We start from the raw sequence: 18,979 nt of genomic DNA on the forward strand, positions 1-18,979 counted from the left end.
TCAGACTCTTTCGTGTCCGATTTCCTCGGTGCCTTTCCGGTTCTCGCTCCGGCCTTTCGGCTTTCGCGTTTCCCTTTCCGGCGGTTCCGACTCTATCAGATCCTTTCGGGCCTGATTCCCGGTCAGAGCGGGTTGTCTTCCCGGCTGTTGGGCCGTTCCGACGAGTGAGACTTTAGCGGAATCCTGGCTCCCGACCTAATCGGGGGCGCTCTCTCGAACGCCGATTCCTCATTTCGCAAATACGCATGAAAACGAGCCGAAGGCGGATCCCGTGAGGGAACGCGACGTCGATCGCTTGAATGGTTGTTGCGGAATGGCCGCCCGGGGACCGACCAGCTGGTGGTCGGCGCTCACGTCGGGCAACTCGGAGAACACTACGTACCCCCTCCCGGAGTGTCAACTCCCTGCCGGGACGCCCTTCCGGCGCTACTCTGGACCCCATGACAACGCACGCGTGCACCCAGCTGTGGTGGGCCGCCTGACGGCGGCCGTACCTACGCGCGTGTACCCAACGGCCGCCGCCTCGGCGGCCGTTCGTGTCTCTCCCCCCGGAGGACCCGGAGCCCGGTCGTCGGGCCGGCGGCCCGGAGCAGGAGGCGGAGAGATGACGAGGATCTTCAGCGGGGTCAAGCCGACGGGGCATCTGACCCTGGGCAACTACCTGGGGGCCGTCCGGCGGTGGGCCGAGGTCGACCAGTACCGCGCCGACGCGCTGTTCAGCGTCGTGGACCTGCACGCGCTGACCGTGGACCACGATCCCGGCCGGGTGCGCAGGCTCAGCAGGCAGGCGGCGACGCTGCTGCTCGCCTCCGGGATCGATCCCGAACGGGCCACCGTCTTCGTCCAGAGCCATGTCGACGAGCACGCCCGGCTCTCATACCTGCTGGAGTGCGTCGCCACGGACGGTGAGATGCGGCGGATGATCCAGTACAAGGAGAAGTCCGTGCTGGAGCGGGCGCGGGGTGGGAGTGTGCGGCTCTCGCTGCTCACCTATCCCGTGCTGATGGCGGCGGACATCCTCGCGTACGGGGCCGACGAGGTGCCGGTGGGCGAGGACCAGACGCAGCACGTCGAACTCACCAGGGACCTGGCGGTGCGGTTCAACCAGCGGTACGGGCAGACCTTCGTGGTGCCGCGGGCCACGCCGCCCGAGGTCGCCGCGCGGGTCATGGACCTGCAGGACCCGGCGTCGAAGATGGGCAAGTCCCACGAGGCCGGGGCGGGGATCGTCTATCTCCTGGACGAGCCGGACGTCGTGCGGAAGAAGATTCTGCGGGCGGTCACCGACAGCGGGAGCGAGGTCGCGTTCGACCGTGCGGCCAAGCCCGGAATCTCGAACCTCCTGGAGATCCTTGCCGCCTGCCAAGGAGCCGCCCCGGAAGCACTGAGCGGTGCGTACACCTCGTACGGCGCGTTGAAGAAGGACACCGCCGACGCCGTGGTGGAGTTGCTCAGGCCGTTGCAGGAGCGGCACAAGGAGCTGATGGCGGACCCCTCCTATGTGGAGGGGGTGCTGCGGCAGGGGGCCGAGCGGGCCCGGGCGATGGCGAGGCCCACGGTCGACGGCGCCTATCGGGCGATCGGTCTGCTGCCCCCGGAGAACGAGGCGCGGTAGGCGCGGGGGCTGGTGGCGAGGCGCGACGCGAAGTGCTGGCGCATCGTGACCTCGCTGCCGAAGCCGGCGCGGCGGGCGACCTCCGGCATGGGCAGGTCGGTGCGTTCCAGCAGCTTCTGGGCGGCCGCGACGCGCTGCTCCAGGAGCCAGCGCAGGGGCGTCGTGCCGGTCGCCGCCGTGAAGTGGCGGGCGAAGGAGCGTGCCGACATGCCCGCGCGGGCGGCGAGGCCGGCGACCGTGAGCGGTTCGTCCAGATGCCGGAGCGCGTACTCGCGTACGGCGGCCAGGGCGTCGGCGTCGCGGTCGGCACGCGGGGTGGGGTGCTCGATGAACTGGGCCTGCGTCCCCGTGCGGAAGGGGGCCGTGACCATGGAGCGCGCGATCGTCGCCGCCGCTTCGGCGCCGTGGACGGTGCGGACCAGGTGCAGGCACAGGTCGATGCCGGCGGCCGTGCCCGCCGAGGTCCAGATGTTGTCGTCCTCGATGAAGAGGGCGTCGGGCTCGACGCCGACGCGGGGGTGACGGGCGCGCAGCAGGTCGACGAGGTTCCAGTGGGTGATCGCGCGGCGGCCGTCGAGGAGGCCCGCCTGGGCGAGGGCGAAGGCGCCGCCGCACAGCGCCGCGACGGTGATGCCGCGCGCGTGGGCCGTGCGCAGGGCGTCGAGGACCGGCGGCGGTACGGGGGCGAGGTGCGCGTCCAGTCCCGGCACGACGACCAGATCGGCGCCGGTGAGCCGGGTCAGCCAGGCGAGGGTGCGGTCGGGGGTGAGGGTGAGGCCGCCCCGGATGGGGACGGGCCCGGGGTCGGCGGCGACGCGGCGGAGCTCGAAGCGCGGGACGCCCCGGTCGGTGCGGTCGGTGCCCCAGACCTCGGTGATGACGGAGACGTCGAAGGCGCGGATGCCGGGGAAGGCGAGGAGGGCGATGCGCTGAGCGGGGCGGGCGGTTGCCGTCGCCGTGATTTCCGTCGGGGCGGGCACGGTGGCAGTAAACCATCGATCGCTGGCTTCTGTGGCTCTGGGGCGGCGGGGAGCGGGCGCGGCAGCATCGTGGTCATGGAGATCGCGGAGAACGCAGCACTGGTCGTGGTGGACGTACAGAAGGGGTTCGAGGAGGAGGAGTTCTGGGGCCCCCGGAACAATCCGGGGGCCGATGACAACATCGCCGCGCTGATCGACGCCTGGCAGGCGGCCGGGCGCCCGGTCGTCTTCGTACGGCATGACTCGCCGAAGCCGGATTCGCCGTTGCGGCCGGGATACGCGGGGAACGGCTTCAAGGCGTACGTCGAGGAGCGGCGCGGGAGAGGCGCAGGGGCCGAGCTGCTGGTGACGAAGACCGTGAACTCGGCCTTCTACGGGACGCCGGACCTTGACGCGTGGTTCAAGGCCGAGGGGATCTCGCAGTTCGTGGTGACCGGGATCCAGACCAACATGTGCGCGGAGACGACCGCCCGGATGGGCGGGAATCTCGGCTATGAGGTGTTGTTCGCGCTGGACGCCACCTACACCTTCGACCTGGAGGGGCCCTTCGGGTGGCGGCGCGAGGCGGAGGAGCTGGCACAGGCCTCGGCGGTCACCCTGCACGGTGGTGGGTTCGCGCAAGTAGTGACCACCGCGGCGATCCTCTCCTCGGAGGGCTGAGGGGGGCCTTGGGCGGGCGGTGTCAGCTGTTGTTGCCGGAGGCCAGTTCGCGGCTGCGGTCGCGGGCCGCTTCCAGGGCCGCGATGAGGGCGGCGCGCACGCCGTGGTTCTCCAGCTCGCGGATCGCGTTGATCGTCGTGCCCGCCGGGGAGGTGACGGCCTCGCGGAGCTTCACCGGGTGCTCGCCGCTGTCGCGGAGCATGACGGAGGCGCCGACCGCCGCCTGGACGATCAGGTCGTGGGCCTTGTCGCGGGGCAGGCCGAGCAGGATGCCGGCGTCCGTCATGGCCTCGACGAGGAAGTAGAAGTAGGCAGGTCCCGAGCCGGACAGGGCCGTGCAGGCGTCCTGCTGCGTCTCGGGCACCCGCAGCGTCTTGCCGACGGCGCCGAAGATGTCCTCGGTGAGGGCGAGCGCGTCGGCGCTCGCGTGGCTGCCGGCCGAGATGACGGACATGCCCTCGTCCACGAGGACGGGCGTGTTCGGCATGACGCGCACGACGGGCGTCCGGTCGGCCAGGCGCTCTTCGATGAAGGCGGTGGTGATGCCGGCGGCGGCGCTGATGACGAGGCGGTCGGGGGTGACGTGCGGGGCCAGTTCGTCGAGCAGCTTCGCCATGTCCTGCGGCTTGCAGGCGAGGATCAGGGTGTCGGCCTGCTCGGCGGCCTCGGCGTTGCTGACGGGGGCGACGCCGTAGCGGGTGCGCAGTTCGTCGGCGCGTTCCTGGCGACGGGTGGTGACCAGCAGGTCGGTCGGCGCCCAGCCGCTGCGGATCATGCCGCTGAGCAGGGCTTCACCGATCTTTCCGGTGCCGAGGACTGCGACTTTCTGGCTCGTGGTGCGGCTCATGGGCGGTGGCCTTCCGGGGTTGCGTCGTCCGGGGGCCATCCTCGCATCGGGCGGCGGCGGACCGAGGGTGCGTCCGGTGGGCGGACGGGGTCTGTGGGGCTCAGGGGGCAGGGGGTTCAGGCCGTGCGGCGGCGCAGGGTGGCCGCGCCCAGGCCGAGGACCAGGACGGCGCAGCCGGCGACGATGACGGCGTCGCGCACGAAGTCGCCGGTGATGTCGGGGTGGCGGAGCACTTCGTTCATGCCGTCGACGGCGTAGGACATGGGCAGTACGTCGGAGATCTTCTCCAGGACCGGCTGCATGGCGTCCCGGGGTGCGAACAGGCCGCAGAGCAGGAGTTGGGGGAAGATCACCGCCGGCATGAACTGGACGGCCTGGAACTCGGACGCGGCGAACGCCGAGACGAACAGGCCGAGGGCGGTGCCCAGCAGGGCGTCGAGCAGGGCGACCAGGAGCAGCAGCCAGGCGGAGCCGGTGACGTCCAGGCCGAGGGCCCACAGGGCGAGGCCGGTGGCGAGGGCGGACTGGACGACGGCGAGGGCGCCGAAGGCGAGGGCGTAGCCGGTGATGAGGTCGCCCTTGCCGAGGGGCATGGCGAGGAGGCGTTCGAGGGTGCCGGAGGTGCGTTCGCGCAGGGTGGCGATCGAGGTCACCAGGAACATGGTGATGAGCGGGAAGATGCCGAGGAGCGAGGCGCCGATGGAGTCGAAGGTGCGCGGGGCGCCGTCGAACACGTAGCGCAGGAGCAGCAGCATCACGCAGGGGACCAGGACCATCAGGGCGATGGAGCGGGGGTCGTGGCGCAGCTGGCGCAGGACGCGGGCGGCGGTGGCGAGGGTGCGGTGGGTGTTCATCGGGGGCTCCTTGCCGTGTCCTGGTCCACGAGGTGGAGGAAGGCCGCCTCGACCGTGTCGGATCCGGTGCGGGCGCGCAGCGCCTCCGGGGTGTCCTCGGCGAGGATGCGGCCCTCGCGCATGAGGAGGAGGCGGTGGCAGCGTTCCGCTTCGTCCATGACGTGGGAGGAGACGAGGATCGCGGCACCCCGTTCGGCGGCGATGGCGTGGAAGAGGTGCCACAGGTCGCGGCGGAGCACCGGGTCGAGGCCGACGGTCGGCTCGTCCAGCACGAGCAGTTCGGGGGTGCCGAGCAGGGCCACGGCGAGGGAGACGCGGCTGCGCTGGCCGCCGGAGAGCCGGCCGGCGAGGGCGTCGGCGTGAGTGGTCAGGTCGACGTCCTCGATGGCGCGGGTGACGTGCTCGCGGCGGCGTTCAGCCGCGGGGCCGCGGCCGGGGTCGAGGACGGCGGCGAAGTAGTCCAGGTTCTGGCGGACGGTCAGGTCGTCGTAGACGGACGGGGCCTGGGTGACGTAGCCGATGCGGGAGCGCAGGGCGGGGGCGCCGGCGGGCCTGTCGAGGACGCGCAGGGTGCCGGTGACCCTGGCCTGGGTGCCGACGATGGCGCGCATGAGGGTGGACTTGCCGCAGCCGGAGGGGCCGAGGAGGCCGGTGATCCTGCCCCGGGGGACCGTGAAGTCGAGGCCGCGCAGGACGGTGCGGGGGCCTCGGGTCACGGTGAGTCCTTCGGCCTGGACGGCGGGGCCGTGAGAGGTGCCGTCGGGCGGTGGGACGGTCGGCGGGGGCTTTTTATTCACCATGCGATGAATACTCCTCCGGGCGGGTCGACCCGTCAAGACTTATTCACCGAGTGATGAATAAAATTACGGACGGGTCCGCCCGAGTGGTCTGCCGGGGGCCGCAGGGGCGCCGCCGGGATGGTCTGCCGGGGGCCGTTGGGGTGGTCTGCCGGGGGCCGTTGGGGTGGTCTGCCGGGGCCGCACGGGGGGTTGCCGGGCTGATCGGCCCCGCCCAGGGGGCCTCCCGTACCCGCCGGCCGGTTCAGGCCTTGCGCTTCTTGCGCGACGGGTTGCCCGCGCGGCGCGCGGCGCGCTTCTCGTACTGGGCGAGTGCCGCCTCGTACTCCTCGCGGTGCAGGCGCTCGCCGGGGGCCTCGGTCAGGGCGCGGAAGAAGTAGGCGAGGAGGCCGCCGATGAAGCCGATGGTGAGCAGGCCCCGCAGCTGCGCCTGGGACGCCGGGTCGTGCCGCTTGGTGAAGCCCTCCCAGGTGCGGCGGAAGGCGATCGCGCTGCAGATCGCGAACATCACGACGACGAGGAGGTCGACGACCGTCCCCACCTCCGCGATGACCAGCCCCTCGTAGGCGAAGCGCAGCACGAGGCAGCCGGCGGCGGCCGCGAGCAGCGAACCTACGGCGGCACCGGCCCGGCGCGCGCCGTAGCCGCCGTCGTGGGCGACCCACGTCGTGCCGAAGAAGCGGAGGGGCTCGGGGCGCGGGCCGGGGGCGGTGGTGTCTTCGCTCACCGTTTGATTATCGCCCCGCCCGTCACGGAGCGGCGCGCCCTATTCGTCCCCCTCCTTGTCCTGCCCCCATACCCGGCCGCTAGTTTGGGCGGCGTAAGCCGTAACGGGGGATCACGGGGAGGTCGGACCATGTCACTCCGTGGAGGAGATCCCGAGGAGATCGGCGGCTATCCGCTGGAGGCGCGGCTCGGCTCCGGCGGCATGGGCACGGTGTTCCTGGGGCGTACGGCTTCGGGGCGGCCCGTCGCGATCAAGCTGATCCACCAGCAGTTCGCGGACGACGAGGAGTTCCGGATCCGCTTCCGGCAGGAGGTGGCCGCCGCCCGGCGCGTCAGCGGCGCCTTCACCGCGGCCGTGATCGACGCCGACCCGGAGGCCGCCCACCCGTGGATGGCCACGACGTACATCGAGGGCCCCACGCTCGCCCAGCGTATCGCCCGGCACGGCCCGATCGGCGGCGCCGACCTGCGCAGGCTGGCCATCGGGCTCGCGGAGGCGCTGCGGGACATCCACCGCGCGGGGGTCGTGCACCGGGACCTGAAGCCCTCGAACGTGGTCCTCTCCCCCGAGGGGCCGCGGGTCATCGACTTCGGCATCTCGCGCGCGGCGGACCAGCAGACGCTGACGATGACGGGGCGGGTCATCGGGACGCCGCCGTTCATGTCGCCGGAGCAGTTGCAGGCGCCGCGCGGGGTCGGGCCGCGCTCCGACGTGTTCTCGCTGGGCACGCTGCTCGTCTACGCGGCGACGGGGCAGGGGCCCTTCGACGCGGACAGCCCGTACATGACGGCGTATCAAGTCGTGCACGAGCCGCCGTCCCTGGGCTCGGTGCCGGCCGCGCTGCGCGAGGTGGTCGAGCCGTGTCTGGCGAAGGACCCCAAGGACCGGCCCTCGGCGGACGAACTGCTGGTACCGCTGCGGGACCTGCCGGCGGACCTCGGGGGCGCGGCGGCCCCGGGCGCGCCGCGCCGCACCCGTGAGACGGACACCCAGCACCATCTGGCCACGGACGACGCGACCCCGCCGCCGACCGCCGCCCAACCGACCGCCGCCCAGTCGGCCGGCACCGAGGCGGCCGGAAACGAGGCGGTCGGCGCCGAGCCGGTCGCCGCGCGGCCCGCCGGTGGTCGGCGCCGGCTGCGGACCGTGCTCGCCGCCGTGGTCGCCGTCGCGGCGATCGGTACGGGTGCCGCGCTGATGCGGGCCGACGACACCGACAAGCCGGGGGGTGCGCACGGCGAGGGCGGGGGCCGCACGGTCGCGGCAACCGGGGCGCCGCTGCCGGACGGGTTCCGGCCGTGGCTCGAGAAGGTGCCGGGCGGGCGGGCCGACATCCCCGACGAACTGCGGTGCGAGGCGCGTGGCGACGCGCTGTTCTGCGGGGGCGGCGGGGTCGTCGCGACCCGGATCGACGCCTCCGACGGCTCCCGGGTGTGGACGCAGAAGAGCCCGGGCGTCCCGGTCCAGGGCATGCACCTGGTGGGCGTCACCGGCGACACGGTGCTCGGCTACCGCTTCGCGGCCGAGGGCGGGCCCGGCCCCGCCGCCGAAGTGGTCGCCCTCGACGCGGACAAGGGCAAGGAGCTGTGGTCCGTGCCGTCCGGCGCGCAGTCGACGGCCGTGACGGGGCAGACGCGGGACGCGGTGGTGGTGGGCTCCGCCGTCGTGACGGTCGACGCGGGCAACTCCCGCTTCGAGGCCCGGCGGGCGCGCAGCGGCACGGTGCTCTGGCGGCAGCCGTTCCCCTCCGGCACGCGGTGCGCCCCGCTCGCGTCGGGCACCCGGCTGTACGCGATGTGCGCGTCGGACGCCGAACTGGCCGAGGGCCCGGTGCGCCGGCCCTCGCTGCGGACCATGGACCTGGCCTCGGGAGGCCTCGGCGGGGCCGTCGCCGTCAACGGGCCCGTGCTGCCGGCCGGTACGGCGGGCGACAGCCTCGTCTTCCTCCACCAGCGGATGGAGGGGCCGGCCTCGGTCGGCTTCGACGGCGTCACGCGCGTGGACCGGTCGCTGCGCAGGGTGACGTACGCGCGCCTGGCGAAGGCGTACGACGGGACGCCCGGGATGGCGGGCGGCACCGTCTACGTGAGCGGGCGGACCGGGCTCGTCACGGCCCTCGACCCGGTGACCGGCCGCAAGAAGTGGGCCCGGCAGACGGGCGTCGAAGGGGCGTCGGGGCCGGTGGCGAGCGGCGACGGCGGGGCGCTGTACTTCAGCTCGGCCGGCGGTCGCGTCGTCGCGCTGTCCGCGCGCGGGGGTGAGCCGCTGTGGACGACGGACCCGCGGGCGGACGGTGTCGCGGGCGAGGTGAACGCCGCGCCGCGCGTCACCGTCGCCGGGCGCGTCCTGGTCGTCGCGGCGGCCGAGAACACGGTGTTCGCCTTCGACGCGACGAGGCCGCCGAAGTCCGGGTGAGGGGCTGGCTCCCGGGCTCCGACGGCTCCTGCGTCGGGGCCCGGGTCCGTGGCCGGGGCCGGGTCCATCGCCGTGTCCGGGGCCGGGTTCGTGTGCGTGTCTGGCCCGAGTCCGGGCCCGTGGCCGAGTCCGGGTTCCGGGTCCGTGGCCGCTCACCGGGTCGAGGGCCGTGACGAGCCCGAGCCCTCGTCCGAGCCGAGCCCGAGCCCGGGTCCCGGGTCCGGACCCGTGGACGCCGCTGTCCCCCGTAAGGCGTCAGCAGCGCGGCGCCACGTAGCCGTTGCTGCCCGTGCGGACGTAGGTGTCCGAGACGTACCGGCCGCTGCCGATCCGGTCCCAGAGCTTGGAGGTGCCGGTCGGGCCCGTGACCGTCTCGCCCGACTTCTGGCAGGAGATGGCGACCTGCGAGCCCGCCCTGAGGCGGCCCACCTTGGAGTACGAGGAGCCGGGTCCCGAACGGACGTTGACGTCCGCGGCGATCGTGTAGGTCCTGGTGGCCAGGATGGTCTCGACGGGCTCCGCCGTCCCGGCCACACCCTCGGGCGTGATGACGTTCTCGCTCACAGTTCTCTCCCCCGTTCACGGACGGCGCGGGCCGCCCCTGGCATGTTCCTCACACCAAGGACGCGCCCGCGCCGCGAAAGGTTTCGGGGGGTCCGACCGGGTTCAGCCGAGCTTCGACACGTCCCGCACCGCGCCCTTGTCGGCGCTCGTCGCCATCGCCGCGTACGCGCGCAGGGCCGCCGAGACCTTGCGCTCGCGCGCCTTGGGCTCGTACACGCCGCCGAGTGCCTCCCGGCGGCGCTCCAGCTCGGCGTCGTCGACGAGCAGCTCGATCGACCGGTTCGGGATGTCGATGCGGATACGGTCGCCGTCCTCGACCAGCGCGATCGTGCCCCCGGACGCCGCCTCGGGCGACGCGTGGCCGATCGAGAGGCCGGAGGTGCCGCCGGAGAAGCGGCCGTCGGTGACCAGGGCGCAGACCTTGCCGAGGCCGCGGCCCTTGAGGAAGGAGGTGGGGTAGAGCATCTCCTGCATGCCGGGGCCGCCCTTGGGGCCCTCGTAGCGGATGACGACCACGTCGCCCGCCGTGACCGCCTTGTTGAGGATCTTCTCGACGGCCTCTTCCTGCGAGTCGCAGACGACCGCGGGGCCCTCGAAGGTCCAGATCGACTCGTCGACGCCGGCGGTCTTCACCACGCAGCCGTCCACGGCGATGTTGCCCTTGAGGACGCCCAGGCCGCCGTCCTTGGAGTAGGCGTGGGCGACGTCGCGGATGCAGCCGTTCGCGGCGTCCGTGTCGAGGGTGTCCCAGCGCTCGGACTGGGAGAAGGCCTCGGCGGAGCGCTTGCAGCCGGGCGCCGCGTGCCACAGCTCCAGGGCCTCCTCCGAGGCGGAGCCGGAGCGGATGTCCCAGGTGTCCAGCCACTCCTTGATGGAGGGCGCGTGGACGGTGTGCACGTCCTCGTTGAGGAGGCCGCCGCGGTACAGCTCGCCGAGGAGCGCGGGGATGCCGCCGGCGCGGTGCACGTCCTCCATGTAGTACGTGGTGGTGGGCGCGGCGTTCGGGGCGACCTTGGCCAGGCAGGGGACGCGGCGCGAGACGGCGTCGATGTCGGTCAGGTCGTAGTCGACCTCGGCCTCACGGGCGGCGGCGAGCAGGTGCAGGATCGTGTTGGTGGAGCCGCCCATGGCGATGTCCAGGGCCATGGCGTTCTCGAACGCGGCGTGCGTGGCGATGTTGCGGGGCAGGACGGAGGCGTCGTCGCCGTCGTAGTACCGCTTGGTGATGTCCACGACCGTGGCGCCCGCGCGCTGGTACAGCTCCTTGCGGGCGGTGTGCGTGGCGAGGACCGAGCCGTTGCCCGGCAGGGAGAGGCCGATGGCCTCGGTCAGGCAGTTCATGGAGTTGGCGGTGAACATGCCGGAACAGGAGCCGCAGGTCGGGCAGGCGTTCTCCTCGATGCGCAGGATGTCCTCGTCCGAGATGCTCTCGTCCACCGCGTCGCTGATCGCGTTGACCAGGTCGAGCTTGCGGACCGTGCCGTCGACGAGGGTGGCCTTGCCGGCCTCCATGGGGCCGCCGGAGACGAAGACCGTCGGGATGTTGAGGCGCAGGGCGGCCATCAGCATGCCGGGGGTGATCTTGTCGCAGTTGGAGATGCAGATCAGGGCGTCGGCGCAGTGGGCCTCGACCATGTACTCCACGGAGTCGGCGATGAGGTCGCGCGACGGGAGGGAGTACAGCATCCCGCCGTGGCCCATGGCGATGCCGTCGTCCACCGCGATGGTGTTGAACTCGCGGGCGATGCCGCCCGCCTCGCGGATCGCCTCCGACACGATGCGGCCGACCGGCTGGAGGTGGGTGTGGCCCGGCACGAACTCCGTGAAGGAGTTGGCGACCGCGATGATCGGCTTGCGCCCGATGTCGGCCCCCGGTACACCGGAGGCGCGCATCAGGGCGCGGGCGCCCGCCATGTTGCGGCCGTGGGTGACTGTGCGGGACCTGAGCTCGGGCATCGTCGCTCGCTCCTTCGGCAGGGATGGGGCTGCTGTCGAGCGTACGCCGCGGCTCCAGGATCCGGACAGGGTGTCCGGATGGCGGGACGGTCGTCTCATCGCGCAGCCACCGGCCGTACGAGCACTGGGGCGTCGGCCGTACGAAGGCGGGGCGTCGGCCGTACGGACGGTCAGGCGCCGGTCAGGTGTCCCTGCACCACGGGGGCCACCCGGGCCACGATCTGTTCCATGTCCGCCGAGGCCAGCGGCTCGACCTTGACCACGTACCGCAGCATGGCGATGCCCACCAGCTGGGCGGCGGCCAGTTCGGCGCGCAGCTCCGCGTCCGGCAGTTCGAGCCGGCGCGCGATGCGGCCGAGCAGCTGGGCGGCGACGAGGCGGCGGAAGACCGCGGCGGCCGTCTCGTTGTTCAGCGCGGAGCGCACGACGGCCAGCAGCGGGGCGCGGGTGGCGGGGTTCTCCCAGACGCCGAGGAGGAAGCGGGTCAGGCGCTCGCCCACCCCGTCGAGCGGGCCCTCCTCCACGGCGGCGGGCGCCTCCAGGGCGGGCGCGAAGGCCACCGCGACGGCCGCCTCGAAGACCTGCTCCTTCGTGCCGAAGTAGTGGTGCACGAGCGCGGGGTCCACCCCGGCGGCCTTGGCGATGCCGCGCACGGAGGTATTCTCGTACCCCCGTTCGGAGAACTCCTCGCGGGCCGCCTGGAGGATGCGGTCGCGCGTGGCGGGCCCGGCCTCCGACTGCGTACGGGAAGGACGCCCCCGGCGTCGCGGCGCGGCGGGCTCCGGCGGCGCGCCGGAGGTCATGAGCGGGGCACCCGCACCGCCGACGCCAGGTGCAGCCGGGTGAAGGCGAGCGCCTCGGCGAGGTCGGCCTCGCGTTCGGCGCCGGACATCGCGCGCCGGGTGTTGACCTCGATGACGACGTGCCCGTCGAAGCCGGTGGCCGCCAGCCGTTCGAGCAGCTCGGCGCAGGGCTGGGTGCCGCGGCCGGGGACGAGGTGCTCGTCCTTCGCGGAGCCCTTGCCGTCGGCGAGGTGGACGTGCCCGAGCCGGTCGCCCATGCGGTCGATCATGTCCATCGCGTCCGTGCGGGCGGTCGCGGTGTGCGAGAGGTCGACGGTGAAGTGGCGGTAGTCGTCCTTGGTGACGTCCCAGTCGGGGGCGTACGCGAGCATCTCGCGGTCGCGGTAGCGCCAGGGGTACATGTTCTCCACGGCGAAGCGCACGTCCGTCTCGTCGGCCATCCGCCAGATGCCGTCGACGAAGTCGCGCGCGTAGGTGCGCTGCCAGCGGAAGGGCGGGTGCACCACGACGGTGGAGGCGCCGAGCTTCTCGGCGGCGGCCCTGGCGCGCTGGAGCTTGACCCACGGGTCGGTGGACCAGACGCGCTGCGTGATGAGCAGGCAGGGCGCGTGGACGGCCAGGATCGGGATCCGGTGGTAGTCGCTCAGCCGGCGCAGGGCCTCGACGTCCTGGCTGACGGGGTCGGTCCACACCATGACCTCGACACCGTCGTAACCGAGGCGCGCGGCGATCTCGAAGGCCGTCGCCGTCGACTCCGGATAGACCGAGGCCGTCGACAGGGCGACCTTCGCATCCGGGATGCGCACCACTGGATCTGCCACGAGGAACAGGGTACGGGCCGCGCCCGCACACCGGGGAGGCGGCCTCGCGCCGATCGCTCAGGGGGTCGGGGGGAGGTGGTCGAGCCGCCGCAGGATCACGCCCTCACGCAGCGCCCACGGACAGATCTCCACGGACTCGCACCCGAAGAGGTCCAGCGCGCCCTCCGCCACCAGCGCCCCGGCGAGCAGTTGTCCGGCCCGCCCCTCGGAGACGCCGGGCAGCTCCGCGCGCTCGCTCGTGGTCATCGCGGCGAGCTGCGGCACCCAGTCCTCCAGGGACTTCCGCTTCAGTTCGCGCTGTACGTAGAGGCCGTCCGCCGAGCGCGCCGCCCCCGCCAGCCGGGCGAGCTGCTTGAACGTCTTGGACGTCGCCACGATGTGGTCGGGGGTGCCGAAGCGGGCGAACTCCCCCACCGTGCGGGCGATCTGGGCGCGCACGTGCCGCCGCAGCGCCTTCACGTCCGAGGGGTCGGGCGGGTCGGCGGGCAGCCAGGCGGAGGTGAGACGGCCCGCGCCGAGCGGCAGGCTGACCGCGCAGTCCGGCTCCTCGTCCAGGCCGTAGGCGATTTCGAGGGAGCCGCCGCCGATGTCCAGGACGAGCAGCTTGCCCGCGGACCAGCCGAACCAGCGCCGGGCGGCCAGGAACGTGAGCCTGGCCTCCTCCTCGCCGGACAGCACCTGGAGGTCGACGCCGGTCTCCTGTCTGACCCGGGTCAGGACCGCGTCGGCGTTGGTCGCCTCACGCACCGCGGAGGTGGCGAACGGCAGTACTTCCTCCACGCCCTTGTCCTCGGCGGCCTCCACCGCCGCGCGGACGGTGGCGACCAGGCGGTCGACGCCCTCGGGGCCGATCGCCCCCGCCGGGTCCAGGAGTTGGGCCAGCCGCAGGTCGGCCTTGTGGGAGTGCGCGGGCAGCGGGCGCGCGCCGGGATGGGCGTCGACCACGAGCAGATGCACCGTGTTCGACCCCACGTCGAGGACACCGAGTCTCATGCACGGAACGCTACGCCGCGTTGGGCGCTCTGCTGGCCCCGGGCGGCTCACCGCCCGCATACCCTGGAGATGTGCCAAAGACGAAAAAGACGAAGGCCGACAAAACGAAGTCGGGGAAGCCGGAGAAGGCCGGAAAGGCGGAGAAGGAAGGCGCGGCCGGCCGGTCCGGGGAACCCGCGAAGTCCGCGAAGAGTGTGAAGACCGCAGGGCCCGACAGGACCGCGGAGTCCGCCAAGACCGATAAGGCCGGCAAGCCCGATAAGACCGGCAAGGCCGGGAAGGCGGGCAAGGTCGGGAAGGCGGGGGGCGCCGGGCGGCCCGTGGTGGTCGTCGGGCGACCGGAGACGTCCTCGGCGCACGGCGGACCGGAGAAGTCCGCGGTGCTCGGCAGGGCCGAGAAGAACGAGGAGATCGGGAAGTCCGGGAAGCCGGCGAAGGTCGCGAGGACCGAGCCGGACGAGAAGGGCCTGGACTTCGCCCGGGCCTGGGTGGAGTTCCCCGACCCCGCGGACGACGAGCAGGTCTTCCGCTGCGACCTGACCTGGCTGACCTCCCGCTGGAACTGCGTCTTCGGGAGCGGCTGCCAGGGCATCCAGGCGGGCCGCGCCGACGACGGCTGCTGCACGCTGGGCGCGCACTTCTCGGACGACGACGACGAGAAGCGCGTCGCCGGCTACGTCGAGCGGCTCACGCCCGACATCTGGCAGCACCACGACGTGGGCCGGGAAACCGGCTGGGTCTCCACGGACGAGGACGGCGACCGCCAGACCCGCCCGTTCAACGGCTCCTGCATCTTCCAGAACCGCCCGGGTTTCGCGGGCGGCGCGGGCTGCTCGCTGCACATCCTGGCGCTCCGGGAGGGCCGCGAGCCCCTGGAGACGAAGCCGGACGTCTGCTGGCAGCTGCCGGTGCGCCGGACGTACGACTGGATCGACCGGCCCGACGACACGCGCGTGCTGCAGGTCTCCATCGGTGAGTACGACCGGCGGGGCTGGGGCCCGGGCGGCCACGACCTGCACTGGTGGTGCACGTCGGCGACATCGGCGCACGGCGCGGGCGACCCGGTCTACGTCTCCTACCGCCCGGAGCTGATCGAGCTGATGGGCAAGGAGGGCTACGACCGTCTCGTGGAGCTGTGCGAGGAGCGGCTGCGCTCCGCACTCCCGCTGTTCGCCCCGCACCCGGCGGATCCCGCCCGGTAGGCGGCGGGTTCCGTCCGGGTGGCCGCCGGCAGGGCGGGGCAGATCGGTCAGCCGGGGCCCGTGTCCCCGTCGCCGGGAGGCGATGACGGGTCCCCCGGGCCGGGGTCCGAGGGCGTGGGGTCGGGATCCGTCGGTGTCGGCGTGGGGTCGGGGCCGGGATCGGAGGGGCCGGGGTCCGAGGGACCGGGATCGGACGGGCCGGGGTCGGAGGGCCCCGGGTCCACGGGGCCGGGATCGGTGGGGCGCGGCTTCGGTCCCGGGCCGGGACGGGACGGCGGCCGTCCGTCGCCGTGCCCGTCGATGGAGATGACCGCGCCCGAGGGCGCGACGGCCACCCGTGCGCGCCAGGGCCCGTACGGCTCGCGGCTGTGGTCGACGTACACCTGGATGGTGACCGAATCCCCCGGTGCGAGCGTGCCCGACGAGCGGCTCAGGTAGAGCCAGTAGACGTCCTCGCTCGCCGACCAGGCGACCGGTGCGCCACCGGACGCCGTCAGCGTGATGAGCGTCGTGTCGCCGACGGGCCGGGCCGTGACGGTCAGGCGCCCGGGGCCCGTCCTGGAGCCGGACGGGGAGCCGCCGCTGATGACCTCGACGGAGACGTCCGGTGAGCGGCCGCCCGTGGTGAAGCGGGTGTGGGGTCCCTTGCGGGCGTTGCCCGCGTTCTCGTAGTCGCGGGTGCGGTCGCTGCCGAGGCCGGCGCTGTCGCCCTCGCTCGCGGTGACGGGGTTGCCGTCATGGCCCTCTCCGGTGAGGGGCGCTCCCCGGTAGGCGGCCCACAGGGCGAGCACCGGCGCGGCCACGACGGTGGCGACGACGGTCGTCGTGACGGCACGCGCGCGCAGGCGGTCGCGGCGCGCGGCGTGGTCCTTGGGGTCCATCGGGAAACCGCGCCGGTCGTAGCGAGGGTGGGCGCCCCGCGCGCGGGCGACGTGCGCCATGGCGAGGGGCAGGGCGTCGCGCGGGGCCGCCACGAGGGGGAGCGTGGCCGGACTCACGGCCGTGCCGGGCCAGGCGCCCGCCCCCGCGCGCTCGGCGGTGCGGCGGCAGCTCGGGCAGTCGTCGACGTGCCGGACCAGCTCGCGGCGCAGGGCGGCGCCGAGCAGCAGCTGGTTGTCCCCGGTCAGCCGGGCGACGATGGGGCAGCTGCCGCTCTCCACGACCGCGAGGGCGGCGCGGGTGCGCTCCACCTCGCAGGCCGCGGAGGCGAGCAGGCCGCGGGCTTTGGCGAGGTCCATGCCGAGGACGGCGGCGACCTCGGCCGGGGTGAGCTGGTGGCGTACGGCCAGTTCGAGGGCCTCGCGCTGCTCGGGGGTGGTGCCGGCCGCCTCCGGCCAGGCGAGCTGCGCCAGCTCCCGGTGCCGCCGCCGGGCGATCTCCTCCGGGAGGGGGGCGGGGTCCTGGGCGGAGCCGCCGGACGCGCCGGGAGCGGCGGGCCGGCTCCGGTTCGGTGCGCCGGGTGCGTCCGGCGCGACGCACGCGACCGGCGAGGCGCCCGCGCCGAGTGGGGCGGAGGAGCCCGGTGTGGCGGAGGAGCCTGGCGTAGCAGAGGAGCCCGCTGCCGCAGACGCGCCCGGAGTCGCCATCGCGTCGGCCGAGACGCCCGCGCCCCTTGAGACACTCGCCTCGGCCAGCACGGACGCCCCCGATGAGGCGGACGCCATCGGTGAGGCGGACGCGGCGGACCGCGCGGCCCGGGTGGCGGCGTCCGCGTCCCGGCCCGCCCTGCGGCCGGCGCCCGCGCCCCTGGCCGCGTGCGCGCCCTGGCGGTTGCGCTTGGCCTCGGCGAGGCGGCGCAGGCAGACCCAGCGCGCGAGGGCGTAGAGCCAGGGGCGCAGCAGCTCGCCCTCGGCACCGGGGCCCCGCGAGCCCCTGCGCTCGGCGAGCTGGAGCACGTCACCCAGCGCCGCGGTGGCCGCGTCGTGATCGCACAGGACGGAGAGGCAGTAGGTGAAAAGGCCGTCCAGGCACGGCTCATAGCGCGCGGGCGGCGCCGTCCGGGACGCCTGACGGGGCGCCGAACGCTTGCGCGAGTCACGGTGCGCCCGGTGTGCGCCGGTTGCGTTCGCGGGGGTTTCCGGCCTGCTGCTCATCACCCGTGCGAAGGTAGGCGGATGATGCAGGCCCCTCCCTCCGTCTCGGGCACATTTAATCCTTACGGGTGAACAGATCCCTCAAAAGGGGACAGGAACTCACCATTCCGAGACCTCACTCCTCGCCCGGGGTGGGCGTGCGGCGCCCCGGCCCGGGTTGTCAGTGGGCTCGGCTACGGTTCGAGCATGGCTGCCCGTACGAAATCCACCAAGGACCGTCCGTCCTACCGCTGCACCGAATGCGGCTGGCAGACGGCCAAGTGGCTCGGCCGCTGCCCCGAGTGCCACGCCTGGGGGACGGTCGAGGAGTACGGCGCGCCCGCGGTCCGCACCACCGCCCCCGGCCGGGTCACCTCCTCCGCCGTCCCGATCGGCGAGGTCGACGGCCGCACGGCCACCGCGCGCTCCACCGGCGTGCCCGAGCTGGACCGGGTCCTCGGCGGCGGTCTGGTGCCGGGCGCCGTCGTGCTGCTCGCGGGCGAGCCGGGCGTCGGCAAGTCCACGCTGCTGCTCGACGTCTCGGCGAAGGCGGCGAGCGAGCAGCACCGCACGCTCTATGTGACGGGCGAGGAGTCGGCGAGCCAGGTCCGGCTGCGCGCCGACCGCATCGGCGCCATCGACGACCACCTGTATCTGGCGGCGGAGACCGATCTGTCCGCCGTCCTCGGCCACTTGGACGCGGTCAAGCCCTCCCTGCTGGTCCTCGACTCGGTGCAGACGATCGCCTCGCCGGAGATCGACGGCGCGCCCGGCGGCATGGCGCAGGTCCGCGAGGTCGCGGGCGCCCTGATCCGCGCCTCCAAGGAGCGCGGCATGTCCACACTCCTGGTCGGCCACGTCACCAAGGACGGCGCCATCGCGGGGCCGCGCCTGCTGGAGCATCTCGTCGACGTGGTCCTCCAGTTCGAGGGCGACCGGCACGCGCGCCTGCGCCTGGTCCGCGGCGTCAAGAACCGGTACGGCACGACGGACGAGGTCGGCTGCTTCGAGCTGCACGACGAGGGCATCACCGGCCTCACCGACCCCAGCGGCCTCTTCCTGACCCGCCGCGCCGAGCCCGTGCCGGGCACCTGTCTGACCGTCACCCTGGAGGGCCGCCGCCCCCTGGTCGCCGAGGTCCAGGCGCTCACGGTCGACTCGCAGATCCCGAGCCCCCGGCGCACCACCTCCGGCCTGGAGACGTCCCGCGTGTCGATGATGCTGGCCGTCCTGGAGCAGCGCGGCCGGATCACGGCCCTCGGCAAGCGGGACATCTACAGCGCGACGGTCGGCGGCGTGAAGCTCTCCGAGCCCGCCGCGGACCTCGCCATCGCCCTGGCGCTGGCCAGCGCGGCGAGCGACACCCCGCTGCCGAAGAACCTCGTGGCGATCGGGGAAGTCGGCCTGGCGGGCGAGGTCAGACGGGTCACGGGGGTGCAGCGCAGGCTGTCCGAGGCGCACCGTCTGGGCTTCACCCACGCGCTCGTACCGGCCGATCCGGGCAGGATTCCCGCCGGTATGAAGGTCATCGAAGTCGCCGACATGGGTGAGGCGCTCCGTGTCCTTCCGCGATCCCGTCGCCGAGAGGCCCCACGGGAGGAGGAAGAGCGCCGGTAGACTTTGCCCTGGTCTCGCCCATCCGTACGAAGACAGACGTGCGGAAGAGGCGTGGA

General features: G+C 73.4%; 16 protein-coding genes. 5 read left to right on the forward strand and 11 right to left on the reverse strand.

The annotated features are described in order from the left end of the window. Positions 1–604: 604 nt before the first annotated feature. Positions 605–1,615: a tryptophan--tRNA ligase gene (trpS, locus tag ACZ5GP_RS11925; RefSeq protein WP_468750739.1), complete on the forward strand. Its 1,011-nt coding sequence runs from the start codon at positions 605–607 to the stop codon at positions 1,613–1,615. Here trpS and ACZ5GP_RS11930 read toward each other — a convergent pair. Further along, positions 1,570–2,595 carry a GlxA family transcriptional regulator gene (locus ACZ5GP_RS11930; RefSeq protein WP_468750740.1) on the reverse strand — a complete coding sequence of 342 codons (1,026 nt, stop codon included), beginning with the start codon at positions 2,593–2,595 and terminating at the stop codon, positions 1,570–1,572. The two genes, trpS and ACZ5GP_RS11930, sit on opposite strands and share 46 nt — an antisense overlap. A gap of 75 nt (positions 2,596–2,670) precedes the next feature. Here ACZ5GP_RS11930 and ACZ5GP_RS11935 point away from each other — a divergent pair, with 75 nt between their 5' ends. Next, positions 2,671–3,255, forward strand: coding sequence for a cysteine hydrolase family protein (locus tag ACZ5GP_RS11935; protein ID WP_467163533.1), 585 nt, complete (start codon positions 2,671–2,673; stop codon positions 3,253–3,255). 22 nt (positions 3,256–3,277) lie between these two features. Here the strand turns inward: ACZ5GP_RS11935 and proC are convergent, their stop codons facing one another. The 4 genes from proC to ACZ5GP_RS11955 form a co-directional block, all read right to left on the reverse strand. Next, the gene (proC, locus tag ACZ5GP_RS11940; protein WP_467163534.1) at positions 3,278–4,102 is read right to left on the reverse strand and encodes a pyrroline-5-carboxylate reductase; all 825 of its coding nucleotides are present in this window, start codon (positions 4,100–4,102) and stop codon (positions 3,278–3,280) included. Between the two features lie 116 nt (positions 4,103–4,218). After that, on the reverse strand, positions 4,219–4,956 hold the full coding sequence (locus ACZ5GP_RS11945; protein ID WP_468750741.1) for an ABC transporter permease: 738 nt from the start codon (positions 4,954–4,956) through the stop codon (positions 4,219–4,221). After that, positions 4,953–5,756, reverse strand: coding sequence for an ABC transporter ATP-binding protein (locus tag ACZ5GP_RS11950; protein WP_468750742.1), 804 nt, complete (start codon positions 5,754–5,756; stop codon positions 4,953–4,955). Before ACZ5GP_RS11950 ends, ACZ5GP_RS11945 begins: the two co-directional genes overlap by 4 nt. A gap of 241 nt (positions 5,757–5,997) precedes the next feature. After that, on the reverse strand, positions 5,998–6,480 hold the full coding sequence (locus tag ACZ5GP_RS11955; protein WP_468750743.1) for an EamA/RhaT family transporter: 483 nt from the start codon (positions 6,478–6,480) through the stop codon (positions 5,998–6,000). Positions 6,481–6,609: 129 nt separating this feature from the next. On the opposite strand from ACZ5GP_RS11955, the gene ACZ5GP_RS11960 reads away from it, so the two are divergent. Further along, positions 6,610–8,895 (forward strand): protein kinase domain-containing protein, encoded by a 2,286-nt coding sequence (locus ACZ5GP_RS11960; protein WP_468750744.1) that lies wholly within the window; start codon positions 6,610–6,612, stop codon positions 8,893–8,895. Between the two features lie 255 nt (positions 8,896–9,150). On the opposite strand, the gene ACZ5GP_RS11965 is transcribed toward ACZ5GP_RS11960, so the two are convergent. From ACZ5GP_RS11965 to ACZ5GP_RS11985, 5 genes are all read right to left on the reverse strand, one after another. After that, positions 9,151–9,459: an SH3 domain-containing protein gene (locus tag ACZ5GP_RS11965; RefSeq protein WP_468750745.1), complete on the reverse strand. Its 309-nt coding sequence runs from the start codon at positions 9,457–9,459 to the stop codon at positions 9,151–9,153. Positions 9,460–9,561: 102 nt separating this feature from the next. Then, positions 9,562–11,415, reverse strand: coding sequence for a dihydroxy-acid dehydratase (gene ilvD / locus ACZ5GP_RS11970; RefSeq protein ID WP_468750746.1), 1,854 nt, complete (start codon positions 11,413–11,415; stop codon positions 9,562–9,564). Between the two features lie 170 nt (positions 11,416–11,585). Continuing rightward, a complete protein-coding gene (locus ACZ5GP_RS11975) occupies positions 11,586–12,218 on the reverse strand; it encodes a TetR/AcrR family transcriptional regulator (protein WP_468750747.1) in 633 nt (210 codons plus the stop codon). After that, positions 12,215–13,039, reverse strand: a complete 825-nt coding sequence (locus ACZ5GP_RS11980; RefSeq protein WP_468750748.1) for a sugar phosphate isomerase/epimerase family protein — start codon at positions 13,037–13,039, stop codon at positions 12,215–12,217. Before ACZ5GP_RS11980 ends, ACZ5GP_RS11975 begins: the two co-directional genes overlap by 4 nt. 57 nt (positions 13,040–13,096) lie before the next feature. Beyond that, positions 13,097–14,032 carry a Ppx/GppA family phosphatase gene (locus ACZ5GP_RS11985; RefSeq protein ID WP_468750749.1) on the reverse strand — a complete coding sequence of 312 codons (936 nt, stop codon included), beginning with the start codon at positions 14,030–14,032 and terminating at the stop codon, positions 13,097–13,099. Positions 14,033–14,442: 410 nt separating this feature from the next. Here ACZ5GP_RS11985 and ACZ5GP_RS11990 point away from each other — a divergent pair, with 410 nt between their 5' ends. Next, positions 14,443–15,234: a DUF3109 family protein gene (locus tag ACZ5GP_RS11990; protein ID WP_468751262.1), complete on the forward strand. Its 792-nt coding sequence runs from the start codon at positions 14,443–14,445 to the stop codon at positions 15,232–15,234. Between the two features lie 47 nt (positions 15,235–15,281). On the opposite strand, the gene ACZ5GP_RS11995 is transcribed toward ACZ5GP_RS11990, so the two are convergent. Beyond that, entirely contained in the window at positions 15,282–17,327 is a 2,046-nt protein-coding gene (locus tag ACZ5GP_RS11995) for a BACON domain-containing protein (protein ID WP_468750750.1), read from the reverse strand. Positions 17,328–17,513: 186 nt separating this feature from the next. On the opposite strand from ACZ5GP_RS11995, the gene radA reads away from it, so the two are divergent. Then, the gene (gene radA / locus ACZ5GP_RS12000) at positions 17,514–18,923 is read left to right on the forward strand and encodes a DNA repair protein RadA (RefSeq protein WP_358586120.1); all 1,410 of its coding nucleotides are present in this window, start codon (positions 17,514–17,516) and stop codon (positions 18,921–18,923) included. Positions 18,924–18,979 lie beyond the last annotated feature (56 nt).

Source organism: Streptomyces sp. NPDC031466, from assembly GCF_055581265.1.